This window comes from Serratia sp. TSA_7 (assembly GCF_052692135.1).
This window is the reverse complement of sequence record NZ_JBQZFU010000008.1, coordinates 58759-84520: the sequence shown is the minus strand read 5'-3', so window position 1 is coordinate 84520 and position 25762 is coordinate 58759. Positions and strand designations below refer to the sequence as shown.

General features: G+C 57.9%; 24 protein-coding genes. 15 read left to right on the top strand and 9 right to left on the bottom strand.

Annotated features, from left to right (window positions below; translation table 11 throughout):
• Nucleotides 1-46: 46 nt before the first annotated feature.
• Entirely contained in the window at nucleotides 47-601 is a 555-nt protein-coding gene (gene nudE, locus ACUTQW_RS20780) for an ADP compounds hydrolase NudE (protein WP_004951335.1), read from the top strand.
• Between the two features lie 58 nt (nucleotides 602-659).
• On the opposite strand, the gene mrcA is transcribed toward nudE, so the two are convergent.
• Nucleotides 660-3218: a peptidoglycan glycosyltransferase/peptidoglycan DD-transpeptidase MrcA gene (mrcA, locus tag ACUTQW_RS20775; RefSeq protein ID WP_004951333.1), complete on the bottom strand. Its 2559-nt coding sequence runs from the start codon at nucleotides 3216-3218 to the stop codon at nucleotides 660-662.
• 122 nt (nucleotides 3219-3340) lie between these two features.
• Between mrcA and pilM the strand changes: the two genes are divergently transcribed.
• From pilM to trpS, 12 genes are all read left to right on the top strand, one after another.
• Nucleotides 3341-4174, top strand: coding sequence for a pilus assembly protein PilM (gene pilM / locus ACUTQW_RS20770; protein ID WP_006328536.1), 834 nt, complete (start codon nucleotides 3341-3343; stop codon nucleotides 4172-4174).
• Nucleotides 4174-4710 carry a PilN domain-containing protein gene (locus ACUTQW_RS20765; RefSeq protein WP_037433765.1) on the top strand — a complete coding sequence of 179 codons (537 nt, stop codon included), beginning with the start codon at nucleotides 4174-4176 and terminating at the stop codon, nucleotides 4708-4710. The genes pilM and ACUTQW_RS20765 overlap by 1 nt, the downstream gene beginning before the upstream one ends.
• A complete protein-coding gene (locus ACUTQW_RS20760; protein WP_006328533.1) occupies nucleotides 4703-5224 on the top strand; it encodes a hypothetical protein in 522 nt (173 codons plus the stop codon). Before ACUTQW_RS20765 ends, ACUTQW_RS20760 begins: the two co-directional genes overlap by 8 nt.
• Nucleotides 5217-5576 carry a DNA utilization family protein gene (locus ACUTQW_RS20755; RefSeq protein ID WP_006328532.1) on the top strand — a complete coding sequence of 120 codons (360 nt, stop codon included), beginning with the start codon at nucleotides 5217-5219 and terminating at the stop codon, nucleotides 5574-5576. The genes ACUTQW_RS20760 and ACUTQW_RS20755 overlap by 8 nt, the downstream gene beginning before the upstream one ends.
• Entirely contained in the window at nucleotides 5573-6817 is a 1245-nt protein-coding gene (gene hofQ / locus ACUTQW_RS20750) for a DNA uptake porin HofQ (RefSeq protein WP_006328531.1), read from the top strand. Before ACUTQW_RS20755 ends, hofQ begins: the two co-directional genes overlap by 4 nt.
• Nucleotides 6818-7165: 348 nt before the next feature.
• Nucleotides 7166-7687, top strand: coding sequence for a shikimate kinase AroK (aroK, locus tag ACUTQW_RS20745; protein ID WP_004391482.1), 522 nt, complete (start codon nucleotides 7166-7168; stop codon nucleotides 7685-7687).
• Between the two features lie 95 nt (nucleotides 7688-7782).
• On the top strand, nucleotides 7783-8880 hold the full coding sequence (gene aroB, locus ACUTQW_RS20740) for a 3-dehydroquinate synthase (RefSeq protein WP_004951314.1): 1098 nt from the start codon (nucleotides 7783-7785) through the stop codon (nucleotides 8878-8880).
• A gap of 158 nt (nucleotides 8881-9038) precedes the next feature.
• Complete coding sequence (locus tag ACUTQW_RS20735) at nucleotides 9039-10109, top strand: SPOR domain-containing protein (RefSeq protein ID WP_004951310.1); 1071 nt, start codon at nucleotides 9039-9041, stop codon at nucleotides 10107-10109.
• Between the two features lie 317 nt (nucleotides 10110-10426).
• The gene (dam, locus tag ACUTQW_RS20730) at nucleotides 10427-11239 is read left to right on the top strand and encodes an adenine-specific DNA-methyltransferase (RefSeq protein ID WP_004951307.1); all 813 of its coding nucleotides are present in this window, start codon (nucleotides 10427-10429) and stop codon (nucleotides 11237-11239) included.
• A gap of 112 nt (nucleotides 11240-11351) precedes the next feature.
• Nucleotides 11352-12029: a ribulose-phosphate 3-epimerase gene (gene rpe, locus ACUTQW_RS20725; RefSeq protein ID WP_004951304.1), complete on the top strand. Its 678-nt coding sequence runs from the start codon at nucleotides 11352-11354 to the stop codon at nucleotides 12027-12029.
• Entirely contained in the window at nucleotides 12022-12720 is a 699-nt protein-coding gene (locus tag ACUTQW_RS20720; protein ID WP_004951303.1) for a phosphoglycolate phosphatase, read from the top strand. The genes rpe and ACUTQW_RS20720 overlap by 8 nt, the downstream gene beginning before the upstream one ends.
• A 2-nt stretch (nucleotides 12721-12722) precedes the next feature.
• The gene (trpS, locus tag ACUTQW_RS20715; RefSeq protein WP_004951301.1) at nucleotides 12723-13727 is read left to right on the top strand and encodes a tryptophan--tRNA ligase; all 1005 of its coding nucleotides are present in this window, start codon (nucleotides 12723-12725) and stop codon (nucleotides 13725-13727) included.
• A 51-nt stretch (nucleotides 13728-13778) separates the two neighbouring features.
• On the opposite strand, the gene cysG is transcribed toward trpS, so the two are convergent.
• The 4 genes from cysG to nirB are packed head-to-tail and all read right to left on the bottom strand — an operon-like array spanning nucleotide 13779 to nucleotide 18935.
• Nucleotides 13779-15182 carry a siroheme synthase CysG gene (gene cysG / locus ACUTQW_RS20710; RefSeq protein WP_445654960.1) on the bottom strand — a complete coding sequence of 468 codons (1404 nt, stop codon included), beginning with the start codon at nucleotides 15180-15182 and terminating at the stop codon, nucleotides 13779-13781.
• Nucleotides 15183-15231: 49 nt separating this feature from the next.
• Nucleotides 15232-16032, bottom strand: a complete 801-nt coding sequence (gene nirC / locus ACUTQW_RS20705; protein WP_020439921.1) for a nitrite transporter NirC — start codon at nucleotides 16030-16032, stop codon at nucleotides 15232-15234.
• 30 nt (nucleotides 16033-16062) lie between these two features.
• Nucleotides 16063-16389: a nitrite reductase small subunit NirD gene (gene nirD, locus ACUTQW_RS20700; protein WP_004951296.1), complete on the bottom strand. Its 327-nt coding sequence runs from the start codon at nucleotides 16387-16389 to the stop codon at nucleotides 16063-16065.
• Nucleotides 16386-18935 carry a nitrite reductase large subunit NirB gene (nirB, locus tag ACUTQW_RS20695; protein WP_004951294.1) on the bottom strand — a complete coding sequence of 850 codons (2550 nt, stop codon included), beginning with the start codon at nucleotides 18933-18935 and terminating at the stop codon, nucleotides 16386-16388. Before nirB ends, nirD begins: the two co-directional genes overlap by 4 nt.
• 303 nt (nucleotides 18936-19238) lie before the next feature.
• On the opposite strand from nirB, the gene ACUTQW_RS20690 reads away from it, so the two are divergent.
• A complete protein-coding gene (locus ACUTQW_RS20690) occupies nucleotides 19239-20507 on the top strand; it encodes a cytosine deaminase (protein ID WP_004951293.1) in 1269 nt (422 codons plus the stop codon).
• Nucleotides 20508-20570: 63 nt separating this feature from the next.
• Here the strand turns inward: ACUTQW_RS20690 and tsgA are convergent, their stop codons facing one another.
• The 4 genes from tsgA to ACUTQW_RS20670 form a co-directional block, all read right to left on the bottom strand.
• A complete protein-coding gene (gene tsgA / locus ACUTQW_RS20685; protein WP_004951290.1) occupies nucleotides 20571-21755 on the bottom strand; it encodes an MFS transporter TsgA in 1185 nt (394 codons plus the stop codon).
• Nucleotides 21756-22003: 248 nt separating this feature from the next.
• Entirely contained in the window at nucleotides 22004-22984 is a 981-nt protein-coding gene (locus ACUTQW_RS20680) for a LacI family DNA-binding transcriptional regulator (protein ID WP_037434034.1), read from the bottom strand.
• Between the two features lie 97 nt (nucleotides 22985-23081).
• Nucleotides 23082-24389, bottom strand: coding sequence for a 6-phospho-beta-glucosidase (locus ACUTQW_RS20675; RefSeq protein ID WP_020439917.1), 1308 nt, complete (start codon nucleotides 24387-24389; stop codon nucleotides 23082-23084).
• A complete protein-coding gene (locus ACUTQW_RS20670) occupies nucleotides 24386-24724 on the bottom strand; it encodes a PTS lactose/cellobiose transporter subunit IIA (protein WP_006328508.1) in 339 nt (112 codons plus the stop codon). The genes ACUTQW_RS20675 and ACUTQW_RS20670 overlap by 4 nt, the downstream gene beginning before the upstream one ends.
• Before the next feature lie 355 nt (nucleotides 24725-25079).
• On the opposite strand from ACUTQW_RS20670, the gene ppiA reads away from it, so the two are divergent.
• Nucleotides 25080-25649 carry a peptidylprolyl isomerase A gene (gene ppiA, locus ACUTQW_RS20665; protein ID WP_006328507.1) on the top strand — a complete coding sequence of 190 codons (570 nt, stop codon included), beginning with the start codon at nucleotides 25080-25082 and terminating at the stop codon, nucleotides 25647-25649.
• The last annotated feature ends 113 nt before the right edge of the window (nucleotides 25650-25762 follow it).

Sequence of the window (25762 nt, the reverse complement as noted above, 5' to 3'; positions counted from 1 at the left end):
TCTCTGATGCTGTGGCGCACCGCCGGATAACTCATTTGAGGCAATCATGGATAAACACCTGCAAAAACCTAAAATTCTGAAAGTGGAAACGGTCGCACGTTCGCGTTTATTTAACGTTGAGTCGGTCGATCTGGAGTTCAGTAACGGTGTACGGCGGGTGTATGAGCGGATGCGGCCTTCGGAAAGGGAAGCCGTTATGATTGTCCCGGTGATTGGCGACGACCTGTTGCTGATTCGCGAATATGCGGTGGGCACCGAATCTTACGAGCTGGGTTTCCCCAAAGGGTTGATCGACCCGGGTGAAGGCGTGCTGGAGGCGGCCAACCGCGAACTGATGGAAGAGGTGGGTTTTGGCGCCAAACGCTTCGATTTCCTCAGCCAACTGACCATGGCGCCGTCCTATTTTTCCAGCAAAATGAATATCGTGCTGGCGAACGATCTCTATCTGCAGAGCCTGGAAGGTGACGAGCCTGAGCCGTTGCCGCAGGTGCGTTGGCCGATAGCCGACATGATGTCATTGCTGGCGGAGCCGGATTTCCGCGAGGCGCGCAATGTCAGTGCGCTGTTCCTCACCGAGGCATTTCTGCGCGGCTCGCGTTAGGCATCAATCCCCTATCTTCTCGATAAAAAAAGGGCCAGATTTCTCTGGCCCTTCTCTATTAGAACAGTTCGTGGCTTTCGCCGCCGGGGTCCGTCAACGTAGTGCCGGTATCCCGCGTCGGGTAGCTTGTCGGCTGAGTACCTTCGATAAAGTATTCAGAGCGACTGCCGCCGCCGCCGCCGGAAAGCTTGCCGCTGCTTTTGTCGATGGTGACGCTGATAATACCCGGCGGTGGGGTGACCTTTTGCTCCGGAATGCCTTCCAGCGCGACCTTCATAAAATCATCCCATGCCGGTTGCGCGCTCTTCGCACCGCCTTCACCGCCGGAGATTTGATCTTCGATGGCGCCGGAAGCCGTTGCACGGCCGAGGTCGCGGCGATGATCATCGAAACCAATCCATACCGACGTGACGGTATCGGGGCCATAGCCGGAGAACCAGGCGTCTTTTGAACTGTTGGTAGTCCCGGTTTTGCCGCCGATATCATGCCGCTTCAAATCGCGTCCGGCGCGCCAGGCGGTCCCCATCCAACCCGGTTCGCCAAAGATGTTGCTGTTCAGCGCATCGTGCATCAGGAACGCCAACTGGGTACTGATGACATGCGGCGCATACTGCTGATCGCCATCCTGCTGAACCTGAGCCGGCGTAACCTGTTCCAGTTGCGGCATCGGTACGTTACCGTTACCACCTTCCTGCGACGTCGCGACGTTTTCGACGTTATCGTCGGAAAGCACGGCGGAACGATGGGTATCGCCATAAATCACCGGCAGATTGCAGCTGTCGCAGACCACTTTGGGTCTGGTTTCAAACACGGTATTGCCGGTTTCATCTTCGATTTTGGTGATGAAATACGGGTCGACCAGATAACCGCCGTTCGCCAGTACCGCATAACCGCGCACCAGTTGCATTGGGGTGAACGAAGCCGAACCCAGCGCCAGCGATTCGGTGTGCACGATGTTTTGCGCCGGGAAACCGAAACGTTGCAGATATTCCGCCGCGTAGTCGACACCCATTGCACGCATGGCGCGCACCATCACTACGTTCTTCGACTGTCCCAACCCCTGACGCAGGCGAATAGGGCCGTCGTAGGTTGGCGGTGAGTTCTTCGGCCGCCAGTCAGTACCGGCACCGGCGTCCCAGCGGGTGACCGGCAGATCGTTCAGGATAGTGGCCAGGGTCAGGCCTTTGTCCATCGCCGCGGTGTACAGGAACGGCTTGATGTTGGAGCCGACCTGACGCAGCGCCTGGGTAACGCGGTTGAACTTGCTCTGATTGAAGTCAAACCCGCCGACCAACGCTTTCACGGCGCCATCATTCGGGTTGATCGACACCAACGCCGAGTTGACGTCCGGCACCTGCGACAGCCACCAGCTTTCGTTCACCTTGCGTACCCACACCTGCTGGCCGGCCTGCACCACGTCGGTCACGCGTTTTGGCGTTGGGCCTTGCTGCGTATCGGACTTGAACGGCCGCGCCCAGCGCATGGTGGCCAGTGGCAAGGCAACATTGCTGCCATCGGCCAGCATGGCCGTCGCTTCATCGGCGGTCGCTTTGGTAATCACCGCAGGCGCCAGCGGGCCATAATTCGGCAGGTTTTTCAGTGAATCGACGATCTGTTTTTGATCCCAGGCCGCCTCACCCACTTTCCACAGCACGTTGGACGGGCCGCGGTAGCCGTGACGCATGTCATACGCCAGCACGTTGTTGCGTACCGACTCCTGCGCCGCCAACTGCAGCTTTTTGGTGACGGTGGTATAGACCTTGTAACCGTCGGTATAGGCGTTCTCACCGTAACGCTTGATCATCTCCTGACGCACCATCTCGGAGAGATAGGGTGCGGAGAAGTTGATTTCCGGCGCATGGTAGTTGGCCACCAGATCTTCGCTACGGGCCTGATCGTACTGAGCCTGGGTGATGTAATGCTCATCCAGCATGCGCGACAGCACCACATTGCGGCGAGCCACGGCGCGATCGTGCGAGTAAAGCGGGTTGAAGGTTGATGGCGCCTTAGGCAAGCCGGCGATGGTCGCCATTTCGCTCAAGGTCAGTTGGCCGACGTCCTTGCCGAAGTAGACCTGCGCTGCAGCGCCTACGCCGTAAGCGCGGTAACCCAGGTAGATCTTGTTCAGATACAGCTCGAGGATTTCGTCTTTGGTCAGCATCTGTTCGATGCGTACCGCCAGGAAGGCTTCCTTGATCTTGCGCATCAGGGTGCGTTCCGGGCTTAAAAAGAAGTTTCTCGCCAACTGTTGGGTAATGGTACTCGCCCCCTGTGACGCATGGCCGGAGACCAGTGCAATAGAGGCGGCACGGAAGATACCGACCGGATCGACGCCGTGATGTTCATAGAAACGGCTGTCTTCGGTGGCGATAAACGCATGCACCATGACCGGCGGAATTTGGTTCAGCTTCAGCGGAATACGACGTTTTTCGCCGTATTGGGCGATCAGTTCGCCATCGGCGCTGTAAACCTGCATCGGTATCTGCAGCCGTACGTCTTTCAGCGTTGCAACGTCAGGCAGCTGCGGCTCGACATATTTGTACAAGCCAAAAATCGAGGCTGCCCCCAACACGATGCAACACACTGCAAGGATTAGTAAATACTTTACGAACTTCACCTGAGATTTCCCATTTTCATGTCATTTGGGCAGTTTATAAACAACCGCGCGGTAGTATAAAGGCAAGCCTGCAACATGGATATGTTCTTTTATCATCTGACGATATGGAGGTCGGGCGAAATATGTTATCTCAAGCATGGCAGGTGGGGCTGGATATACAAAGTAACCGCATTTGCGCCCTGGCGGCACAGCGCCGCCGCAACGGTTGGCAACTGCGTCACTGGTGGCAGCAAACGCTGCCGCAAGCGGTGCTGCGCGAGGGGTGTCTCGAACAACCCGAGGTGCTGACTCACGCACTGCGGCAATGGCGGGTCCAGTTGCCAAGACATATTTGCTTACGCATTGCTTTGCCTGCCCAGCGAGTTTTGCAGCATCTGATGCCGATGCCGGATGCCCGGCTGAAAGAGCCGGCGCGCGGTGATTATATTACCCGTCATGGCCTGAAGCAGTTCCCGCTGGATAGCCAGACATTGGCGCTGGACTACCGCCAATCTCCGCCTGACTCTGCCGCTTTGTTGCTCACCGCCGCGCGCCAGCAAGAGTTGCAGCAGTGGCTGCATTGTTTGCGTCAGGCCAATTTACGGCCGCAGGTGGTCGACATCACTCCTTGTGCCTTGCACATGATGGCATTTGCCGCAGGCGTACCGGCTGAAGCCGGTTTGCTGCACCGCCTCGATCGGGAGTGGCTGTGGACCGCCCCGCGCCGCGCGGCCTTTGCCTATGGCATTTTGCCGGAGGGCGAGGCAAGCCAGGCGTTGGCGGCGATGCATGCAGCCTGCCCGTCAATCGGTGAGCGGCCGATTTATTACAGCAGCGTGGTGGACGAGCCGCCTCCTCAGGGGTGTTTGCCATGGTCACCGTTCAGCGCGTTCAACCAATTGCGGCCCCCGTTACCCCGATTGCCGGGGGCATTTGTGTTGGCCGGGGGGCTGGCGCTGCGCAGCGGGGATAACTGATGTATCAGGTCAACCTTCTGCCCTGGCGCAGGCTGGCCCAGCGCCGCCGCTGTGCCTTCTGGTTACGAATTTTCGTCTTGCAACTGGCGTTGATGCTGGCGGCAATGGCGGTTGTTTTTGCCCTGATGAGTCATCAACAAACACAGCGGCATGAGGCTTTGTCGACGCTGTCCCGGCAACAGGCGGCGTTGGCGGAACACTATCAGCAACTCCAGCAGGCGATGGCGCGTTTGGCTCGCTTAACCGCGCAAGCGGATCAGCAGAAGAAGAACCAGGCGCACAACCGGCGTTATCTGCAGCTGTTACAGCAGTTCGCGGTCATTCTTCCAGCGCCGATGTGGCTTACCTCGTTGGAAAGCAACGCACAACATATCACGCTGCGGGGCCTCAGCCGCCGATATGGGGCTGTCGTCCAGTTTGAGCGGCAATTGGCGGCACTGCCGCTATTGCAGCGCTGCCGGTTGGCGGACGTGGCACAGCGCCAGGATGGCCTGTTCTCATTCACTCTGATGGCGCAATGGGGGCTGAATGGATAAGCCGTTGCCACTCTGGACAAGGCACTGGCTGAACCTGCCGGGTTGGAAGCTGCTGGTTGCGCAGGGGATGGTGTTGGGCTGCCTGGCTTTGCTGCTCGGCATGCTTTTTCTGCACGGGAAATGGCAGCAGCGGGAGCGCACATTGGCGGAGCAACAGCGTCTGATTGAGCAGATTGAGCCGTTAAGACAGCAGTTGGCCCAGATGCCAACGTTGGAGGAGATTAATCTTCGCCTGCAGCAGAACGCGCTCAAGCCCGTCGCCCATGGCGATTTGGCGCAAGTGCTGCCGTTGGCGGGCGCTGCAGTGCAACGCTGGCAGCAGCAGGAGAAATCGCAGCGTCAAACCCTGAGCCTGAACATTCATTACGGCGGTTTATTGCGGCTGCTGGAGGCGTTGCCTCCCGCATTTCGCCTCGATCAAATAACCCTTGAAGCACAGGCTGACGATCTGACGGTGCACTTCGTTTTACACGACGCGCCGGCAGACGCCGCTCCGGTAAATGCGGATGAATAAAGGTTATGGGGTTTGGTGGCTGTTGCTGCCGTGGGCGTTGATGGCGCAACCGCGCAATCCCTTTATGCCGCCACCCGTGTCTGACTGCCTGACGCAGAGAGAATCGCCGGCAAACTGGCTTTTGAAGGGGACCGTCGGGCAGGCAGCGTCGCGCCATGCCTGGGTGGTCACGCCCGCAGGGCAGTGGCTGCGTTTAGCGTCTCGGCAAAGCCTGCTGGGGGGGCGCTGGCGAGTGGAACAGGTATTTGAGGGGCGGCTGGTGTTGAAAGCGGGTCCTGAAGATCCGGCTTGTCCGGCGGCTGACAATACCCTGGTGCTGACATTGGGAAACCATAAGGAAGAAAAAAAATGAAAGGAGGCATTTGGCTGGGCGCGGTGCTGTGGGGTATTGCTGCCTCCGGCATGGCGACACAGAACAAGGAACCGATATCGATGGCGTTTCAGGACGCGCCGGTAACCCTGGTATTGCAGGCGCTGGCGGATTATCAGCAACTCAATGTGGTCACCGCGACTGGCGTGGGCGGCAACCTGACGTTGCGGTTGGATAACGTGTCCTGGCAGCAAGCGCTGGCGGTGATCCTGCGTATGGGAAAGCTGTCGATGACGCTGGAAGGCAACGTCATGATGGTGTTTCCCGAACCGGATGAACAGGAGAAACAACGGCAACAGTTGGCTTTGGCGCAAAAACAGCCGCTGGAAAGCGTAACCCTGACGTTAAATCATGCCGATGCGGTTGAGATTGCCGAAAATCTGAATGCCCAGGGCAGTATTTTGCTGAGCGAGCGCGGCAGCGTGGTGGCGGATAAACGCACTAACGCGCTGCTGATACGCGATACGGCCCCAATCGTGGCGTTATTAACCAAGCGCATTGCGGAAATGGATGCGCCGTTGGCGCAGGTACAGCTGGCGGCGCATATTGTCACCATTAACAGTGAAAGTTTGCGCGAGCTCGGCGTGCGTTGGGGCTTGGCCCCGGATGAAGGTGCTGCAAAGCCATTGCGGATGGGGGATTTTAACGTGAGCTTGCCGCTGGAACGCAGCGCGGTCAGCGCCGGTTTCCACCTGGCGCGCATCGGCGGACGGCTGCTGGATCTGGAGCTAATGGCACTGGAGCAGGAGAACCGGGTTGAAATCATCGCCAGCCCGCGCTTGCTGACCGCGCATCAGCAAACCGCCAGCATTAAGCAGGGTACGGAAATTCCGTATGAGGTGAAGAGCGGCAGCAGCGGGGCGACATCGATGGAGTTCAAGGAGGCTGTATTGGGCATGGAGGTGACGCCGAAAATTTTGCCGAACGGCCGCATTACGCTGACGCTGCAAATCAGCCAGAACATGCCCGGGCGTTCCATCAGCCGGGCGGATGGCGAGGCGCTGGCGATCGATAAGCAGGAGATCAAAACCCAGGTGACGGTGAAAGACGGTGAAACCATTGTATTGGGCGGCGTATTTCAGCGCCAGAGCGCTCAGGGGGCGGACAAGGTACCGGGGCTCGGGGACATTCCTCTGCTGGGTTCCTTGTTCAAACAGAGCACCAAACAGCATAAACGACGCGAGCTGGTGATATTCATTACTCCGACATTGATTAAGGCATGAGCAGCAAGCTGTCAGGTTCGGTGGAAATCACCTAAAGTTGATGAGCAGATGCACTTTTTTCTCACCTTGGGGGCATCTGCGTTTGACGCTGCGGCCGATTTAGCTTACAAGGGTTACCGAATTGAGCACCGAGGTTTTTTGTTAACGCCAAGACGCCGTTAAAAACGTATGGTTTCCCTCCTGCGGCGTGGATTGCGATTTATTCGGTTGCCAAACTACCAAGAGTGTTGAGATAATTTTCCGTCTGATCTCGCACTATCGCTCATGAGGTTTCAGTTTAGGTCCCGCCGCTGATTTGATTGGCGGGGCGGGTTAACATTAACGAATAGTCTTAGTAATACCAAAAACATGGCAGAGAAACGCAATATCTTTCTGGTTGGGCCTATGGGTGCCGGCAAAAGCACTATTGGCCGTCAGTTAGCTCAGCAACTCAATATGGAGTTCTTCGACTCCGATCAAGAAATTGAGCGACGTACCGGAGCTGACGTGGGCTGGGTATTCGACGTGGAAGGTGAAGAAGGTTTCCGCGATCGTGAAGAAAAAGTCATTAATGAACTGACGGAAAAGCAAGGGATTGTGCTGGCTACCGGCGGTGGTTCGGTTAAATCGCGTGAAACGCGTAACCGTCTGTCGGCGCGTGGTGTCGTGGTTTATTTGGAAACCACCATCGAGAAGCAGTTGGCCCGCACTCAGCGCGACAAAAAGCGTCCGTTGTTGCAGGTTGATTCTCCTCCGCGCGAAGTGCTGGAAGCGTTGGCGAAAGAGCGCAATCCGTTATACGAAGAAATTGCAGATGTCACCATCCGCACCGACGATCAAAGCGCTAAAGTGGTTGCCAACCAGATTATCAATATGCTGGAAAGCAACTGATTGCGGTTTCCGTGTTCGCCACGGCAAATGCGGAAAGACTGATTGTGTTCCCCGCAACAGCGGGGATAAACCACACATTGAGAACTGAGCGCGACATGGAGAGAATTACCGTAACGCTTGGGGAGCGCAGCTACCCGATTACCATAGCCGCCGGATTGTTTAACGATCCGGCTTCTTTTATGCCGCTAAAGGCGGGTGAACAGGTCATGCTGGTCACCAACCAGACCTTGGCGCCGCTCTATCTGGACCGGGTCCGGAAGGTGCTTGAGCAGGCGGGCGTAATGGTGGATCAGGTGATTTTGCCTGATGGCGAACAGTATAAATCCCTTGCCGTGCTTGAGCAGGTGTTCTCGGCGCTGCTGCAAAAGCCTCACGGTCGCGATACCACATTGATCGCGCTCGGCGGCGGCGTGGTGGGCGATCTTACCGGTTTTGCCGCGGCTTGCTATCAGCGCGGTGTCCGCTTTATTCAGGTTCCTACCACCTTGCTTTCGCAGGTGGACTCTTCCGTTGGCGGCAAAACCGCCGTCAATCATCCGCTCGGTAAAAACATGATCGGCGCATTCTATCAGCCTGCTTCAGTGGTGGTTGATCTGGACTGCCTGAAAACCTTACCGGCGCGTGAGCTCTCCTCTGGTCTGGCTGAAGTGATCAAGTACGGGATCATTCTCGACAGTGATTTCTTCGTCTGGCTGGAAAACAACATCGATGCTTTGGTTGCGCTGGATATGAATGCCCTGGGCTATTGTATCCGCCGTTGCTGTGAACTGAAGGCCGAGGTGGTTGCCGCTGATGAACGCGAAAGCGGTCTGCGCGCGCTGCTGAATCTGGGCCATACTTATGGCCATGCGATTGAAGCAGAAATGGGCTATGGTGTATGGCTGCACGGCGAAGCCGTTGCCGCCGGCATGATGATGGCGGCGGAAACCGCGCATCGTCTCGGCCAGTTCTCCGCCGAGGATATTGAACGCATTAAAACACTGTTGTTGCGCGCGGGTTTACCGGTGTGCGGGCCGCAGGAAATGGCGCCGGAATCTTATTTGCCGCACATGATGCGCGACAAGAAAGTGTTGGCCGGCGAACTGCGTCTGGTACTGCCGACGGCCATTGGTCAGGCGGAAGTTCGTGGCGGAGTCGGGCATGATGTGGTGCTTGCTTCTATCGCGGCTTGCTTGCCTGAACGGAACGCCTGAGTAAATCGGACGAAGTAACAGTGGCTTAGCCGCTGTTTACATCTATATTAATAATGTGCAAAGCATGACTGATGTCGCTTTGCCATCATCGGGTTAATCTGCTCGTACCACGGTAGGTCTACGGTGGTGGGCTTTTGCCTCTAGTTGGAGGGTTTCAGATGGATGAGTTTAAACCGGAAGACGATCTCAGACCTGATAGCAGCGATCGTCGCCCTGCACGTTCGCGTAAACCGGCTCCGGGACCACGCTTTGCCGTTTCGCGTCAGCACTTGATGATTGGCATCGGTATTCTGGTGCTGCTGTTGCTGATTGTCGGTATCGGCTCGGCGTTGAAGGCGCCTACCAAGCATGAAGCGGCACAGGAAGGCGCGCAAAACGGCGCGGCCAAAGACATCAACCTGTCCGGTTCTTCGTCGCTGACCACCGGCAATACCGGTGTTCCAGGCGGCACGACCGATACCAATGACAATAACGGCGTGAGCAGCACTTCCGCGCAACAGCCGCAAAACGTCAGCGTTCCACCGATCTCCAGCACTCCGACAGAAGCGCAACCGCAGCCGGTGCAGGATGGCGCGCAGCAGCGTGTCGATCTGCCGGGCAATATGTCGGATGCGTTATCCGCCCAGCAGGGCCAGGTTGATGCGGCGACGCAGGGCATGAGTGGCCCGGCTTCAACGCTGCCTACGGCTCCGGCCACCCTGATGAACGGCGCCGCCGCTACCGTGGCTAAAGAAGCAACGCGCCCGGTTCAGGGCTCTGGGTCACAGCAACATAAGACACCGGCAAAAACCGTCAGTAAACCGGCGACGACGCAGCAGCATAAAGCGCCAACCACGGTGTATACCCCGGCTCCTTCCGCTAAACCGGGAGCGGCAAGCAGCAAAACGGGCACGACGAGCGCCAAAGCGGACACGACGAGTGCCAAGGCGGGCGTTGTTAGCGGCAGCGGCAGTTCGCTGCAGTCTGCCCCGGCCAGCCACTATACCCTGCAGTTGAGCAGCGCTTCGCGTTCCGATACGTTGAACGCCTACGCCAAGCAGCAGAAACTGCAGAATTATCAGGTGTACGCGACCCAGCGTGACGGTAAAGCATGGTATGTGCTGGTGAGCGGTAATTACGCTTCTGCGGCTGAAGCCAAGCGCGCAATCGCGACGCTGCCGGCGGATGTTCAGGCGAAAAAACCGTGGGCCAAGCCTGTACGTCAGGTTCAGCAGGACCTGAAAAAGTAACCCAATAGATTTCAAGCTGCAGTCAGGGCATGGATTTCATGCATTGTAGGGATGTAGATGCTGCGGCCGTAGTAAGCGGGGCGAAGATTTTTGCCCCTACGGTGATGGGGGGCAAGTGTGCCGTGAGCAGATTTGCCCGCCCCCTGCGGTGGCTCCGAGAGGGGTAGGCTCATGGACAGGCCAAATAACTGCACGCAGTCGACATTGCTGCAGCTTGAAAGATGAAGGGTATAATCATTTAAATTTGTGCGCTGATGTGCTGTCTGAAACAGAGTACAATCCGCCGCTCTGAATTGTATAAGTAGCTAACTGACGGCATGAAGAAAAACCGCGCTTTTTTAAAATGGGCTGGTGGAAAATACCCGCTGGTTGACGAGATTCGTCGTCATCTGCCGGCGGGCGACTGCTTAATCGAACCCTTCGTGGGTGCGGGTTCAGTCTTCCTGAACACGGAGTACGACGCCTATATTCTCGCCGACATCAACAGCGATCTTATCAACCTGTATAACATCGTTAAGCTGCGTACGGATGATTTCGTGCGCGATGCCCGCCTTCTTTTCACCGATGAGTTCAATCAATCGGATCGCTTTTACCTGCTGCGCGAAGAGTTTAATACCAGTGCCGATGCTTATCGCCGCGCGCTGCTGTTTCTCTATCTGAACCGCCACTGTTATAACGGCCTGTGCCGGTATAATCTGCGTGGAGAGTTCAACGTCCCGTTCGGACGTTACAAGAAACCGTACTTCCCGGAAGAAGAGCTGTACTGGTTCGCTGAAAAATCCCGCAACGCCACTTTTGTCTGCGAGCATTACCGCGATACCATGGCAAAAGCCGAGCGCGGGACGGTGATATATTGCGATCCGCCGTATGCGCCATTATCGGCGACGGCGAATTTTACCGCTTACCACACCAACAGCTTCAGCATTGCCGATCAGCAAAGCCTGGCGTTAATGGCGCATCAGCTTTCTGTGGAAAGCCAGGTGCCGGTATTGATTTCCAACCATGACACCGAGCTGACGCGTGACTGGTACCAGCATGCCGCGTTGTACGTGGTGAAAGCGCGCCGCACCATCAGCCGTAATATTCTTGGTCGCAGTAAAGTGAACGAGCTTTTGGCGCTCTATCGTTAAACCGGGGTACGCCCCGGCGTATATGCCCGGCGGATTTCAGGTGCAGCCAACCACGCTGCGGCTTGAAACGCGAAGGGTATAACAATTCGAACCCTACGTTTGGAGATTGCGGATGAAAAAGTTTTTAATAGCCCCGTCCATTCTGTCGGCAGATTTTGCCCGGTTAGGTGAAGATACCGCTAACGTGCTGGCCGCAGGCGGCGACGTGGTGCACTTCGACGTGATGGATAACCACTACGTTCCCAATCTGACCATCGGGCCGATGGTTTGCCAGGCGCTGCGCGACTATGGCATCACCGCGCCGATTGACGTGCATCTGATGGTGAAGCCGGTCGATCGCATCGTCCCGGATTTCGCTGCGGCGGGCGCCAATTATATCTCTTTCCATCCGGAAGCCTCCGAACACGTCGATCGCACCATTCAACTGATTAAAGAGCACGGCTGCAAGGCCGGCCTGGTATTCAACCCGGCGACGCCGTTGAGCTACCTGGATTACGTCATGGATAAAGTCGACGTGATCCTGCTGATGTCGGTCAACCCGGGCTTTGGCGGCCAGTCGTTTATCCACGGTACGCTGGATAAGCTGCGCCAGGTGCGCAAGCTGATTGACGACAGTGGCCGTGATATCCGTCTGGAAGTCGATGGCGGCGTGAAAGTAGACAATATCGCCGAGATTGCGGCGGCGGGCGCGGACATGTTTGTCGCCGGTTCAGCGATCTTCGGCAAGCCGGATTACCGCAAGGTGATCGACGAAATGCGCAGCGAACTGGCGAAAGTGACTCATGGCTGATTTCAGCGCGATCCGCGCTCTGGCCTTCGATCTCGACGGCACGCTGGTAGACAGCGCACCGGGGTTGGCGGCAGCCATCGATCTGGCGCTGGCCGAAATGGGCCTGCCGCAGGCCGGCGAAGCCCGCGTGGGGACCTGGATTGGCAATGGCGCCGACGTGCTGGTGCAGCGTGCGCTGCGTTGGGCTGAAGTGGAAGCCACGCCGGAACACAACAGTCAGTTGCGTGAGCGCTTCGATCACTTCTACGCGCAAACCGTCGACAGCGGCAGCCGCCTGTTCCCACAGGTGAAAGAAACGCTGGCCCGCCTGGCCGCACAGGGTTATCCGATGGCGCTGGTGACCAACAAACCGACGCCGTTTGTTGCGCCGTTACTGACCGCGTTGGGCATTATCGATTATTTCTCGCTGATCATCGGCGGTGACGACGTGGTGGAAAAGAAACCGCATCCGGCGCCGCTGTATCTGGTGCTCGGCAAGCTTGGTCTGCGCGCCAATGAGTTGTTGTTCGTCGGCGATTCGCGCAACGATATTCAGGCGGCACAGGGGGCGGGTTGCCCAAGCGCTGCGCTGACCTACGGTTATAACTACGGCGAGGCTATTGCCCTGAGCCATCCCGACCGCGTGTTGGAGCGCTTTGCCGATTTGTTGCCCTCTCTTGGGCTGTCATCTTTAGAGAATCAGGAAATTTAAACATGAGTAAGCCCATCGTATTTAGCGGCGCGCAGCCGTCCGGTGAACTGAGCATTGGCAACTACATGGGTGCGCTGCGTCAGTGGGTTAAGCTGCAGGACGATTACGACTGCATCTACTGCATCGTCGATCTGCACGCCATCACCGTACGTCAGGACGCGGAAAAACTGCGCAAGGCTACGCTGGATACGCTGGCGCTGTACCTGGCCTGCGGCATCGATCCGCAAAAGAGCACCATCTTTGTGCAGTCGCACGTGCCGGAACACACTCAACTGAGCTGGGTGCTGAACTGCTACACCTATTTCGGCGAGCTGAGCCGCATGACCCAGTTCAAAGACAAATCCGCGCGCTATGCGGAAAACATCAATGCCGGTCTGTTCAGCTACCCGGTGCTGATGGCGGCGGACATTCTGCTGTATCAGACCAACCAGGTGCCGGTCGGCGAAGACCAGAAGCAGCATCTGGAATTGAGCCGTGACATCGGCCAGCGTTTCAACGCGCTGTATGGCGATGTGTTCAAGGTGCCTGAGCCGTTCATTCCCAAGTCTGGCGCGCGCGTGATGTCGTTGCAGGATCCGACCAAGAAGATGTCCAAGTCGGACGATAACCGTAATAACGTGATCGGCCTGTTGGAAGATCCGAAAGCGGTGGCCAAGAAAATCAAGCGCGCGATGACCGACTCCGAAGAGCCGCCGGTGATTCGTTACGACGTGGCGAACAAGCCGGGCGTGTCCAACCTGCTGGATATTCTCTCGGGTGTGACCGGCAAAAGCATCGCTCAGTTGGAAGCCGAATTTGAAGGCCAGATGTACGGCCACCTGAAAGGCGCGGTTGCCGACGCGGTATCCGGTATGCTGGGTGAGTTGCAGGAGCGTTATCACAACTTCCGCAATGACGAGGCCTTGCTGCAGCAGGTCATGCGCGACGGTGCGGCCAAGGCGCGCGCGCGTGCTCAGGAAACGCTGGCGAAGGTTTATCAGGCAGTAGGCTTCGTATCGCAGCCGTAATGCTTTACGCAGAGAGAAAAGCGGCCATGAGCCGCTTTTTTTACGTCGGTATCAGGCCATTTGAGCCAGCTTTTGCGGCGTTTCCTGGCTGGCGAACCAGTTCAGCTTGCTGCGCAGGCTCACCACGCTGCCGACGATAATCAGGCTCGGGCTGGCAGCCTGTTGGGCCAGCGCCCCCAGTTGATTCAGCTCGCCTTCGATCACCCGCTGACGGCATGAAGTGCCGTTTTCCACCAGCGCCACCGGCGTGCTCGCGGGCATGCCGTGGGCAATCAGCTGGCGCTGGATGTCCGCGGCCTGCGTCAGGCCCATGTAAAACACCAGCGTTTGCTGCCCGGCGGCCAGCGTCGTCCAGTCCAACCCGCCGCCGCTCTTGGCGTGGCCGGTCACCAGCCGCACGCTCTGCGCATGATCGCGATGGGTGAGGGGAATGCCGCTGTAGGCAGAACAACCGGAAGCGGCGGTAATGCCCGGCACCACCGAGAACGGGATATTGGCATCGGCCAGCGTTTCCAGCTCTTCGCCGCCGCGGCCGAAAATAAACGGGTCACCGCCTTTCAGCCGCACAACGCGTTTACCCTGTTGCGCTTGCTCCAGCAGGATGCGGTTGATCTGCTCCTGCGGTACGCAATGATGGCCCGCGCGTTTGCCGACGAAGATACGCTCGGCATCGCGGCGCACCAGCGTCATGATCTCGTCGGACACCAGCCGATCGTAAACCACCACGTCGGCCTGCTGGATCTGTTGCAAACCCTTGAGCGTCAGCAAGCCGGCGTCCCCCGGCCCTGCGCCCACCAGCACCACTTCGCCGGACTCCTCCGCAGGGCAGTCGAACAACTGTTCGATCTGCCGTTGCGCCAGCGCCTGGTCATCATTGGCCAGCGACTGCGCCAGCCGGTCATGGGCAAACAACTTCTCCCAAAAACGACGGCGGGCACCTGCACCGGTAAAGTGCCGTTTCACCCGTTGGCGCAATGAGCCGCCCAGTTGCGCCAGCTTGCCAAGATGCTGCGGCAATACGGCTTCCAGCTTTTCACGCAGCAGCCGCGCCAGCACCGGCGCCTTGCCGCCGGAGGACACCGCGACCATGATCGGCGAGCGATCGATAATCGACGGCATGATAAAACTGGCGCGTTTGGGATCGTCGACAACGTTGCAGAATACCCGTTGCTGGTTGGCGCACTGATAGACCAGCGCGTTGACTTCGAGCCGATCGGTTGCGGCGATGACCAGCCATTTTTCCGCCAGCAATGCCGCGCTGAATTCCCCTTCCACCAACGTAACCCGGCCAAGGGCCGCCCACTCGTGGAACTGGGGGCTGAATGCGCAGGCGTTGACGGTCAGCAACGCGCCGGCGTCCAGCAGCAGGCGCGCCTTGCGTTCGGCGACCTCGCCGCCGCCGACCAGCAGGCAGGCTTTGTGTTGCAGTTGGCAGAAAATCGGCAGGTAATCCATCGGCAAACCTCGAGCAATTGGCAACGGGGGCGCAGTGCGCCCCGAAATATTATGCAGCCTGGCGCGCTGCGGTTTTCTCGGCCTGCGGACGTTCGGCACGCGGGGTGGCGTACCAGTAACCCAGGCCCATCAGGACCGAGCCGGACAGGATATTGCCCAGCGTCACCCACAACAGGTTATGGCCGATCCCGCTCAGCGTGTAGGCTTCGCTGTGATGGCCGAACCAGGACAGGGCGAACAGCGTCATGTTGGCGACGGAGTGTTCGTAGCCGGAGGCGATAAAGGCCAGCAGGCACCACCAGATGGCGATGAACTTGGCGGCGCCCTCGACGCGAATCGCCATCCAAATCGCCAGGCAAACCAGCCAGTTGCACAGTACGCCTTTGAAGAACAGCACCTCGGCGGGGGCGGTGGTTTTCGCCAGCGCGGCAGTATGTATCAGGCTGGTGTCCACCGGCAGCAGGCTGCCGCCGCCGTAGTAATACATCAGCGCCACCAGCACCGACCCCAGCAAGTTGCCCAACCAGGTTTGCGGCAGGACTGCCCACATCTGGCTCTGGCGGATGGTACCGGCTTTGACGCCCAGCGTCAGGAACATTGTATGGCCGGTAAACAGCTCGGAACCGGCGATGATCACCAGCGTCAGCGCGATGCCGAAGGTGGCGCCCATCACTAATGGCCGAAGGGACGGATCGACCAGATTGCCAAGGGTGAAGATCAAAATGATGCCGAGGCCGACGTAAGCCCCGGCCATCGCCGAGCTGATCCAAAAGCCCAGCGGGCTGTATTTCGACAGCCTGACGATGCGCGCCGCGTTGGCGGCGCATTTGTTGATGGTATCGGTGAACATGCTGCTTCCCCTGAGGTTAAAATGAAAATGTCAGGCCGCGACCTGCACCATGCCATCGACTACGCGGCTGGTGAAATGCGCAACTGAGCGGCTGCCGTCTTCCAGGCAGTAGCCGTCGTGCAGGCGGAAATGCTGTTTTTTCAGCGGGCTGGCGACCCACAGTTCCCCCTGATGTTCGGCGATCAGGCCACGTGACAGCACGCTGGCCTGGGCGAAGGGATCGATATTGCTGATAGCGAAGACCTGCTCATCGGCATGGGGGCGGAATACCGCCACCTGCTGTTCGCCGATCAGGGCGCACACGCCGGTGCCGGGCAGGATATCAGTGACGGGGCAAAGGGTGATCCACTGGCTCATACGTTGCTCTCCTCTGCGTCCAGCAGGGTGACGGGAATGCGTTCATCCGGGCGCGCCGGCCGATGCTGTTCGCGCTCGGCGACGATCTGTACGTTAGGATCGCGCAGGCTGCTGTTGATAAAGTGGGCGAAACGGACCTGGGCCTGCGGATCTTCGACGGCTTCTTTCCACTCGCAGATAACCGCATCGCGCAGGCGGGCGATTTCGGTTTCCAACTGATCGTTGATGCCCAGTTTGTCGTCAATGATCACCTTGCGCAGATAATCGATGCCGCCTTCAAGGCTCTCCAGCCACACCGAGGTGCGTTGCAGCTTATCGGCGGTGCGGATGTAGAACATCATGAAACGGTCCAGATAGCGTTCCAGCGTAGCGCTGTCGAGATCCGCCGCCAGCAGGTCGGCGTGGCGAGGTTTCATGCCGCCGTTACCGCATACGTACAGGTTCCAGCCGTTCTCGGTGGCGATGATGCCGACGTCCTTGCCCTGCGCTTCAGCGCATTCGCGGGTACAGCCGGAAACCCCGAACTTCATTTTGTGTGGCGTGCGGATGCCTTTGTAGCGGTGTTCCAGTTTGACGCCAAACCCGACGCTGTCACCCACGCCAAAGCGACACCAGGTGCTGCCGACACAGGTTTTCGACATGCGCAACGCCTTGGCGTAGGCATGGCCGGTTTCAAAACCGGCGGCAATCAGCTTGCTCCAGATAGCCGGCAGGTCGTCTTTCTGCGCACCGAACATGCCGATGCGCTGAGAACCGGTCATCTTGGTATACAGATTGTATTCCTTGGCAATCTGGCCGACCGCCATCAGCCCGTCCGGCGTAATTTCACCGCCGGCGGAGCGTGGGATCACCGAATAAGTGCCGTCTTTCTGGATATTGCCGAGGAAGTTGTCGTTGGTGTCCTGCAGCGGCGTGTGCTGCGGTTTGAGCACGAATTCATTCCAGCAGGAAGCCAGCAGCGAGCCGACGGTCGGTTTACAGACTTCACAACCGTAACCTTTGCCGTATTTGGCCAGCAGTGCGTCGAAGGACTTGATGCCTTCAACGCGGATCAGGTGGTACAGCTCCTGGCGCGAATAGGCAAAGTGTTCGCACAGATGGTGGTTAACCTCGATGCCCTGTTTGCTCAGCTCGGCGTTCAGCACCTGGGTGATCAGCGGAATACAGCCGCCGCAGCCGGTACCGGCCTTGGTTTCCGATTTTATCGCCGCGACGGTGTGGCAGCCCATGCCGACCGCCTTGACGATGTCGCCCTTGGTGACGTCGAAGCAAGAGCAGATTTGCGCGGTGTCCGGCAGGGAATCCACCCCGATGGCCGGTTTGCTGCCCGCGTGCGCCGGCAGGATCAAGCCGTCCGGGTTTTCCGGCAGTTCAATGGCGTTCAGCGTCAGTTGCAACAAATTGCCGTAGTCGCTGGTATCGCCCACCAACACGGCGCCGAGCAGGGTTTTATTGTCGGCGCTGACGATGATGCGCTTATAGACTTCTTTGCTTTCATCCAGATAAACGTAGCTGCGCGCGCCTTCAGTGCGACCGTGGGCATCGCCAATGCCGCCAACGTCTACGCCCAGCAGCTTCAGCTTGGCGCTCATGTCGGCACCCTGGAAGGCATTTTCACGGCCCAGCAGATGATCGGCCGTGACCTGCGCCATTTTATAGCCCGGCGCCACCAGACCGAAGGTGCGCTCATGCCAGGAGGCGCACTCGCCGATGGCGTAAACGTCCGGATCGGAGGTTTGGCAACTGTCGTTAATTACGATACCGCCACGGCGGGCGGTCGCCAGACCACACTGGTGAGCCAGCTTGTCCTGGGCGCGGATACCGGTTGAAAACACGATAAAGTCCACTTCCAGCTCGGTGCCGTCGGCGAACTGCATGGTTTTGCGCGCCTGTTCCCCGCCGTTGACGATCTCTTTCGTATTTTTACCGGTATGCACTTTGACGCCCATGCGTTCGATCTTGCGGCGCAACTGATCGCCGCCCATAGGATCGAGCTGTTCGGCCATCAGCATTGGGGCGAATTCAATGACGTGGGTTTCGACGCCCAGGCTTTTCAGCGCACCGGCGGCTTCCAGCCCCAGCAGGCCGCCGCCAACCACCGCACCGCGTTTGCTGCGGCGTGCGCAGGCTTCGATGGCGTTCAGATCTTCAATGGTGCGGTAGACGAAGCAATCCTGGCTTTCCGAGCCTTTAATCGGCGGGATCCACGGGTAGGAGCCGGTGGCCATGATCAGCTTGTCGTAGTAAAGGGTGCGGCCGGTATTGGAGTGAATGACCTTCTCACTGCGGTTGATGGTAATGGCGCGCTCGCCAACCAATACCTTCACCCCCTGTTTTTCGTAAAAGCCTTCGCGTACCAGCGAAAGTTCTTCGGCAGTATGGTGGGCGAAATAAGAAGACAGGTGCACACGGTCATAGGCGATGCGCGGTTCTTCACAAAACACGGTGATCTCAAACTGGTCTTTGTCCGCTTTTTCCAGCAGATCTTCGATAAACCGGTGGCCGACCATGCCATTCCCGATGACAGCAAGTTTGACTCTGCTCATTATTGCCTCAAAATTCTGATTTCCTAGGCTTACCTTATGCCTCCCCACGGGCAATTTATTGATGCAAATCAAGTGCACCTTCATATACCTCGAATGTGGTATATGAATGATTTTTCTCGATATTTGATAAGTTGCGGTTTTTATTCATCTTTAGCTGAAACGAGCCAGTTGCTGCGAACCTTACCCCTTCGGGAGTAGCGGAGGGAGTAATAAACTTTTTGCGGCTTTGTCAGCCGGATCCTCTGCCAGTATGATGAATAAAACGAGCCGTAACAGCAGAGGTGAAGGGTGGCCCAGAGTCCATTGAAGTTTATCGACAACCTGCGTTTGAGCGGGCATGAAGGGTTGTGGCAACTGGCCATTGAGCAGGGGCGCATTGCTCATCTGGTGCCGCAACCTGAGGGGCAGGAATGGCGCAGCGACGTGCTTGATGCGCAAGGCGGGCTGGCGCTGCCGGCGTTTGTCGAGCCGCATATCCATTTGGACACCACCCAGACCGCCGGACAGCCGGCCTGGAACCAGTCCGGTACCCTGTTTGAAGGCATTGAGCGCTGGGCGGAGCGCAAGGCATTGCTGACCCATGAGGACGTCAAACAACGCGCCTGGCAGACGCTGAAATGGCAGATCGCCAACGGCGTGCAGTACGTGCGTACCCATGTCGACGTCTCAGATCCGACCCTGACCGCGCTGCGCGCCATGCTGGAGGTGAAGCAGGAGGTTGCGCCCTGGGTGACGCTGCAAATCGTCGCTTTCCCGCAGGAAGGCATTATGTCCTATCCCAACGGCGAGGCATTGCTGGAAGAGGCGCTGCGGCTGGGGGCTGACGTGGTGGGGGCCATTCCGCACTTCGAGTTCACGCGCGAATACGGCGTAGAGTCGCTGCACAAAGCCTTTGCGCTGGCGCAAAAATACGATCGGCTGGTGGACGTACACTGCGATGAGATTGACGATGAGCAGTCGCGCTTTGTCGAAACCGTGGCGGCGCTGGCGCTGAAGCTGAATATGGGCGCCAAGGTGACCGCCAGCCATACCACCGCGATGCACTCCTATAACGGCGCTTACACTTCGCGGCTGTTCCGCCTGTTGAAAATGTCCGGCATCAACTTTGTCGCTAACCCGCTGGTCAATATTCACCTGCAGGGGCGCTTCGACAGTTACCCGAAACGGCGCGGCATCACGCGGGTGAAAGAAATGCTGGAAGCGGAGATTAACGTCTGCTTTGGCCACGACGATGTCTTCGATCCCTGGTATCCGCTGGGGACCGCCAATATGCTGCAAGTCCTGCACATGGGGCTGCACGTCTGCCAACTGATGGGATACGGCCAGATTGACGACGGGCTGAAACTGATCACCAGCCACAGCGCGCGCACCCTGCACCTGACCGATTATGGCCTGGCGGCGGGCAACAGCGCCAACCTGGTGATCCTGCCGGCGGAAAGCGGCTTTGACGCGGTGCGCCGTCAGACTCCGGTGCGCTATTCGATCCGGCAGGGGGCGGTGATTGCCGAGACCCGGCCGGCGGAAACCACGCTGTATCTGGCGCAGGATGAGAAGGTGGATTTTCGGCGCTAAGGCGTGGGCATTTCCATAAAAAAAGGCGCCTGAGGCGCCTTTTTTGATGTCACTGACGGCAGATTAGTGCGTCACGTGACCGTGGCTGCGGTGCTTGGTAACGAAACCGAGCAGCAGACACATGACGAACACCGCCAGGTACAGGCCGTTGGCGGTGGTCAGCGCAGCGTGTGCACCGCCTTTAGCCACGATCGGGCCGGTGACCACGAAGGTCAGCATGGTGCCGATGGTGCCGCAGGTCAGGATGAAGTTAACCAGTTTCGGCGAGGATACCTTGGTTTGCAGCGAGCCGAGGGTGATAAGCGTGGTGTAGATCGCGCTGGATACGAAGCCCAAAGCCATAATGTAGTAGCCCAGGTGTTCCGGATTGTCGGTGCTGACGAACAGGTACATCGCGCCGGTCGCCAGAGCGGCCAGCACGGTGACGATACGCTGCAAGTCAAAGAAGCGCAGGATAAAGCTGAACACCCACATGCCAACCATGTACGAAGTCCAGAAATCGCTCACCAGCTTACCGGCCTGGCCAAGGTCCATACCGAAGGATTTGGTGGCGTATTCCGGCACCCATTGGATAAAGCCCAACTGACCGAGGATATAGCACAGAGCGGCGATCGACAGGAACAGCACGCCGATACCCCATTTCTCTTTCGCTACCGGCTGGCCGGCATTGGCGCCTTTGTTGCCCAGCACCGGGAACTCGGAGAACAGGGTCAGCACAAAGATGCCTACGTACAGCAGACCGATGCAGGCATACACCCAGTACCAGCCGATCTGACGCGCCAGCAGCATCGCGGCGACAATCGGGAAGATCATCCCGGCCATGCTGAAGAAAGAGTCAGTGAACAGCAGGCGCGAACCGCGCTGGCGGCCGGCGTACATATGGGTGATCAGGAAGGTGCCTATCGACATGGTGATACCGCTGACCACGCCAAGGATAAACATGCACAGGGAGAACATCGTCAGGCTCTTGGTCACCATCAGCCCGGCGACAGCCAGCACCATCAGGATAAAGCCAAACATCAGTTGACGCTTCAGCGGAATGATTTCCATCAACCAGGCGTTGAGGAAGATCGAAATCAAGATGCCGGCGTTAAGGAAAGTGAAGGTGTTGCTCATGCTGGAAACCGGCAGATTAAAGTACTCTGCAATGTTCCCCATCACCATCCCTGTGACGATAACTAAAGCGCCGGTCAGCGCGTAAGAAAAATAGCTGATCCAGGTAAGCCGTAGACGGTTGCTGTCATTCATTATAAAGGCCTGATTATGTCTGTTAGGATTATTCCCGTCGCCTTTCAAACCGCAACCGGGCGTCCAGCTGCAATTTGAAATTCATAGGGTATAACGCTGGATTAAGGCCGCTGGCTTTTCCTGGTAAAAACGGAAAAGTCCCGATCAGGCCACCAGGGAGCGGATCCTAGCACAGACAACGGGAGTTTTTGTGATGGCTGTCGATTTTTTGATGCAATCAATGAAAGGTTGTGAAATTTTTTTGTGATCTATTTGCTTATCGTCACGATCGAGTCTCGGCTGACGATCGTCGGCGCGAAGCTGATGCGCGGGGTGGCCGGATCAATCAGCAGCCGCGTGGCGTATTGCGCCATCTCGGTAATAGGGAAATGTACGCTGGTCAGCGCCGGTCGCACGAAGGGCGCGCGCTCGCCGCTGTCGTAACAGATCAGCGAGATATCCTGCGGTACTCGCAAGCGGTGCTCGTTGAGCGCCAGCAGCGCGCCGATGGCCATTTCTTCGTTACAGCAGTAAATGGCGGTGGGCAGGGTTTCCAGTTGCAGCAGCCGGTCGGCGCAGCGGTAGCCGCTTTCTAGGTCGTAAACCCCTTCCACGCAGGCCAGCGGTTTGATATGCGCGGCCTGCATCGCCTGTTCGAAACCCTGCAGCCGCAGCCGGCTGGAAATCCGCTCGCTTGGGCCGCTGATGCAGGCGATACGCCGGTGACCGGCCTCGATCAACTGTTGCGTTGCCATACGGCTGGCTAGCGGGTGATCAAAGGTGACGCAGCGGTCTTCCAGACCGGGCACCAGGCGATCGAGCAGCACAAAGCTGCGTTGCTCCGCCGCCAGTTGGCGCAGTTGGTCGTCGCTGAGGAAACGCACGTGCAGGATCACCCCGTCACAGCGCAGGTTGAACAGCCGCTGGATTGCCCGCCATTCGTTTTCCGCGCTGCTGCGGCCTTGGGTCACCAGCAGCTGTTTACCCTGGGATTCGGCTTCGGTTTGCACAAAATCCATCAGCGCGCCGAAGAAACCGCCGCGATACGAGGTGGTGACCAGGCCCAGCGTATTGCTGTGGCTGGAGGCCAGCGCGCGGGCGGCGGGGTTGGGGGTATAACCGAGCTGGGCTACCGCCCGTTCAACCTTCTCGCGGGTCGGGGCTTTAACGTTGGTATCGCCATTCACTACGCGTGACACGGTGGCGCGAGACACGCCCGCCAATGCTGCGACATCTTCCAGTGTCACCATCATCCGACTCCTGATTACGGCTAAAACCGGGTTCGGCGAACCGAACCCCTGCATAGTAGGTATAGCAATGTATCAGCAACCACGTCCCGCCAGGTGGTTATTTAAACTGCGGCAGATAAGGCGCATTCACCGCCAGCACCTCTTCCAGCAGCGGCTGCGCCACGTTGGCATTGGCCACCAGCGGATTGGTGACCAGCGCCAGCAGCCCGCTGCGACGATCGCCATGCACTGCGGCTTCGATGGTCAGGCGCTCGTAGGCCTTCATCTGCTGGGTCAGCGCGTGCATGGAATCCGGCAGCGTGCCGAAGGTCAGCGGGTGCGCGCCCTGCGCATCGACGATGCAGTTGGTTTCTATCACGGCATCGTCCGGTAAGCCGCGAATGGCGCCCCGGTTTGCGGTATTGACGACTAATTGCGTACCGAGATTATTATGGATCGCACGAATTAGCTCCAGCGCCACTTCCGAATAGTATGATCCACCGCGAAAACTCAGTTGTTCAGGCTTGCTGTCGAGCTGAGGATCGGCATACAGCTCAAACAGTTCTTTCTCCACCTTCATCACCTGCTCGGCGCGGGTGCCGCGCTCGGCCGCCGCGGCCACTTCTTCGGCCAGCATCTCTTTGGTCTGGTAGAAATAGCGATGATACGGGCAGGGGATGGCGCCTACGGCGCGCAGGAAGTCGGGCTGCCACGGCTCTTCCTTGATGTTGTTCATGGTCAGCGCCGCGCCGTCGCACAGCATGTCGATCACCTTGTCGGTCACGTCATGGCCGTTTTGCAGCACCTGATGCACCCACACCATGTGGTTCAACCCGGCGAACTGCAACTGCACGTCTTCATAGACGCTTTTTAACATAGTGGCGATCATGTGGTGCATGCTGATCGGCACGTTGCACAAGCCGATAATTTTCGCTTTGGTGTAGCGGGAAACCGCTTCGGTGACGATGCCGGCCGGGTTGGTGAAGTTAATGATCCAGGCGTCCGGCGCCAGCTTTTCCACTCTGCGCGCAATATCCAGCATGACCGGGATGGTGCGCAGCGCTTTGGCGAAGCCGCCCACGCCGGTAGTTTCCTGGCCGATCAAATCGTATTTCAGGCCGAGACGCTCGTCGGCGGCACGTGCCGGCAACTGGCCGACGCGGAACTGGGTCAGGACGAAGTGGGCACCGCGAATGGCGTCATCCAGCTCGAAATGCACGCTGACTTTCACCTGCTCCAGCCCATTGCGCGCCAGCATGCGCCGGGTCAGCGCGGCGATGATCTCTACCTTTTCGCGGCCCGGTTCAACGTCTACCAGCGCCAATTCGGTCACCGGCAGTTCTTCGATACGTTGGATCAACCCATCGACCAATTCTGGCGTGTAGCTGCTGCCGCCGCCGATAACGGCGATTTTCAACGAATTCATGCGCGAGTCTCCAACAGGGCCTGACGGCGGTAAAGTTCAATCATGTCGTCTGCCAGATCCTGAATCACCATGGCGTTCATCAGGTGGTCCTGCGCATGAACGGTAATCAGGTTGATGGCCAGTTTGCCGCAGCCTTCATCCAGGCCGATCAATTGAGTCTGGATAAGGTGCGCCTTTTTCACCGACTGTTTCGATTCGGCCATGTGTTTGGCTGACGCGGTAAAGTCCCCGGCACGCGCCTGTTGCAGCGCCATCAGGGCACTGCTGCGGGCGCCACCGGAGAACACCAGCAGTTCCATGATGGTGCTTTCAAAATCGGGGCTGATTTCAGTCATCAATTCACTCACGTTATTTCTCCTGTTATCGCGCGACAGCGGTGCCGGCGGGCATGCGTTAATCTCGGTCTCTCAAAAATGAGAGCGCTCTCATTTATGTAGAGTAACGGGAATCGAGAACTAAACCGGGAGTTGCGTCGCAAAAAGCGACGAAGGTGTGAAAAGGGCAAAAAATGCGTGATGCAGTTGGCAAAAAGGGTATCGGCGATCATACTTTCGGCAGTAAAAACGGCGACCGGCCAAGATATGCCCCTTCAATTGCGTAAATATAGGTAAATGGCTGGCACTCGCAGGTACAGCTCTTTAGAATCAAAGCGCTTTTCCGTTGTTTGTCTCTCAGAGAAAGGACCCGTTAATGTTCAAACGTACTTTAGTGACCTTCGTTGCGCTGTGTTCCCTGACAGCAATGACACCCGCAGCGTTTGCCGCCGGTGAAACTCATGTCATGCTGACCACCTCGGCAGGGAATATCGAATTGGCGCTCGACAGTCAGAAGGCTCCGGTTTCCGCCAAGAACTTCGTCGACTACGTGAACAGCGGCTATTACAACAACACCATTTTCCACCGCGTGATCCCGGGCTTTATGGTTCAGGGCGGCGGTTTTACTGCGGATATGCAGCAAAAAACCACTAACGCGCCAATCAAGAACGAAGCCGATAACGGTCTGCGCAACCTGCGCGGCACCATCTCGATGGCACGTACCGCCGATAAAGACAGCGCCACCAGCCAGTTTTTCCTGAACGTGGCGGATAACGCCTTCCTGGATCACGGTCAGCGCGACTTCGGTTACGCGGTGTTCGGCAAAGTGGTGAAAGGCATGGACGTGGTGGACAAAATTTCCCAGGCGCCGACCGGCAATGTTGGCCCGTACCAGAATGTCCCAAGCAAGCCTATCGTCATTCTGTCAGCCAAAGTGCTGCCATAAATTTTCTGTGCCGATCCCGCCGGGGTCGGCCGTTCCTTCGTTCCGAAGCTGTGCCTGCATCACTGTTTTCTTCCCCGCCGCATGTTTTAATAGCCCGCTTATAATCAGACCGG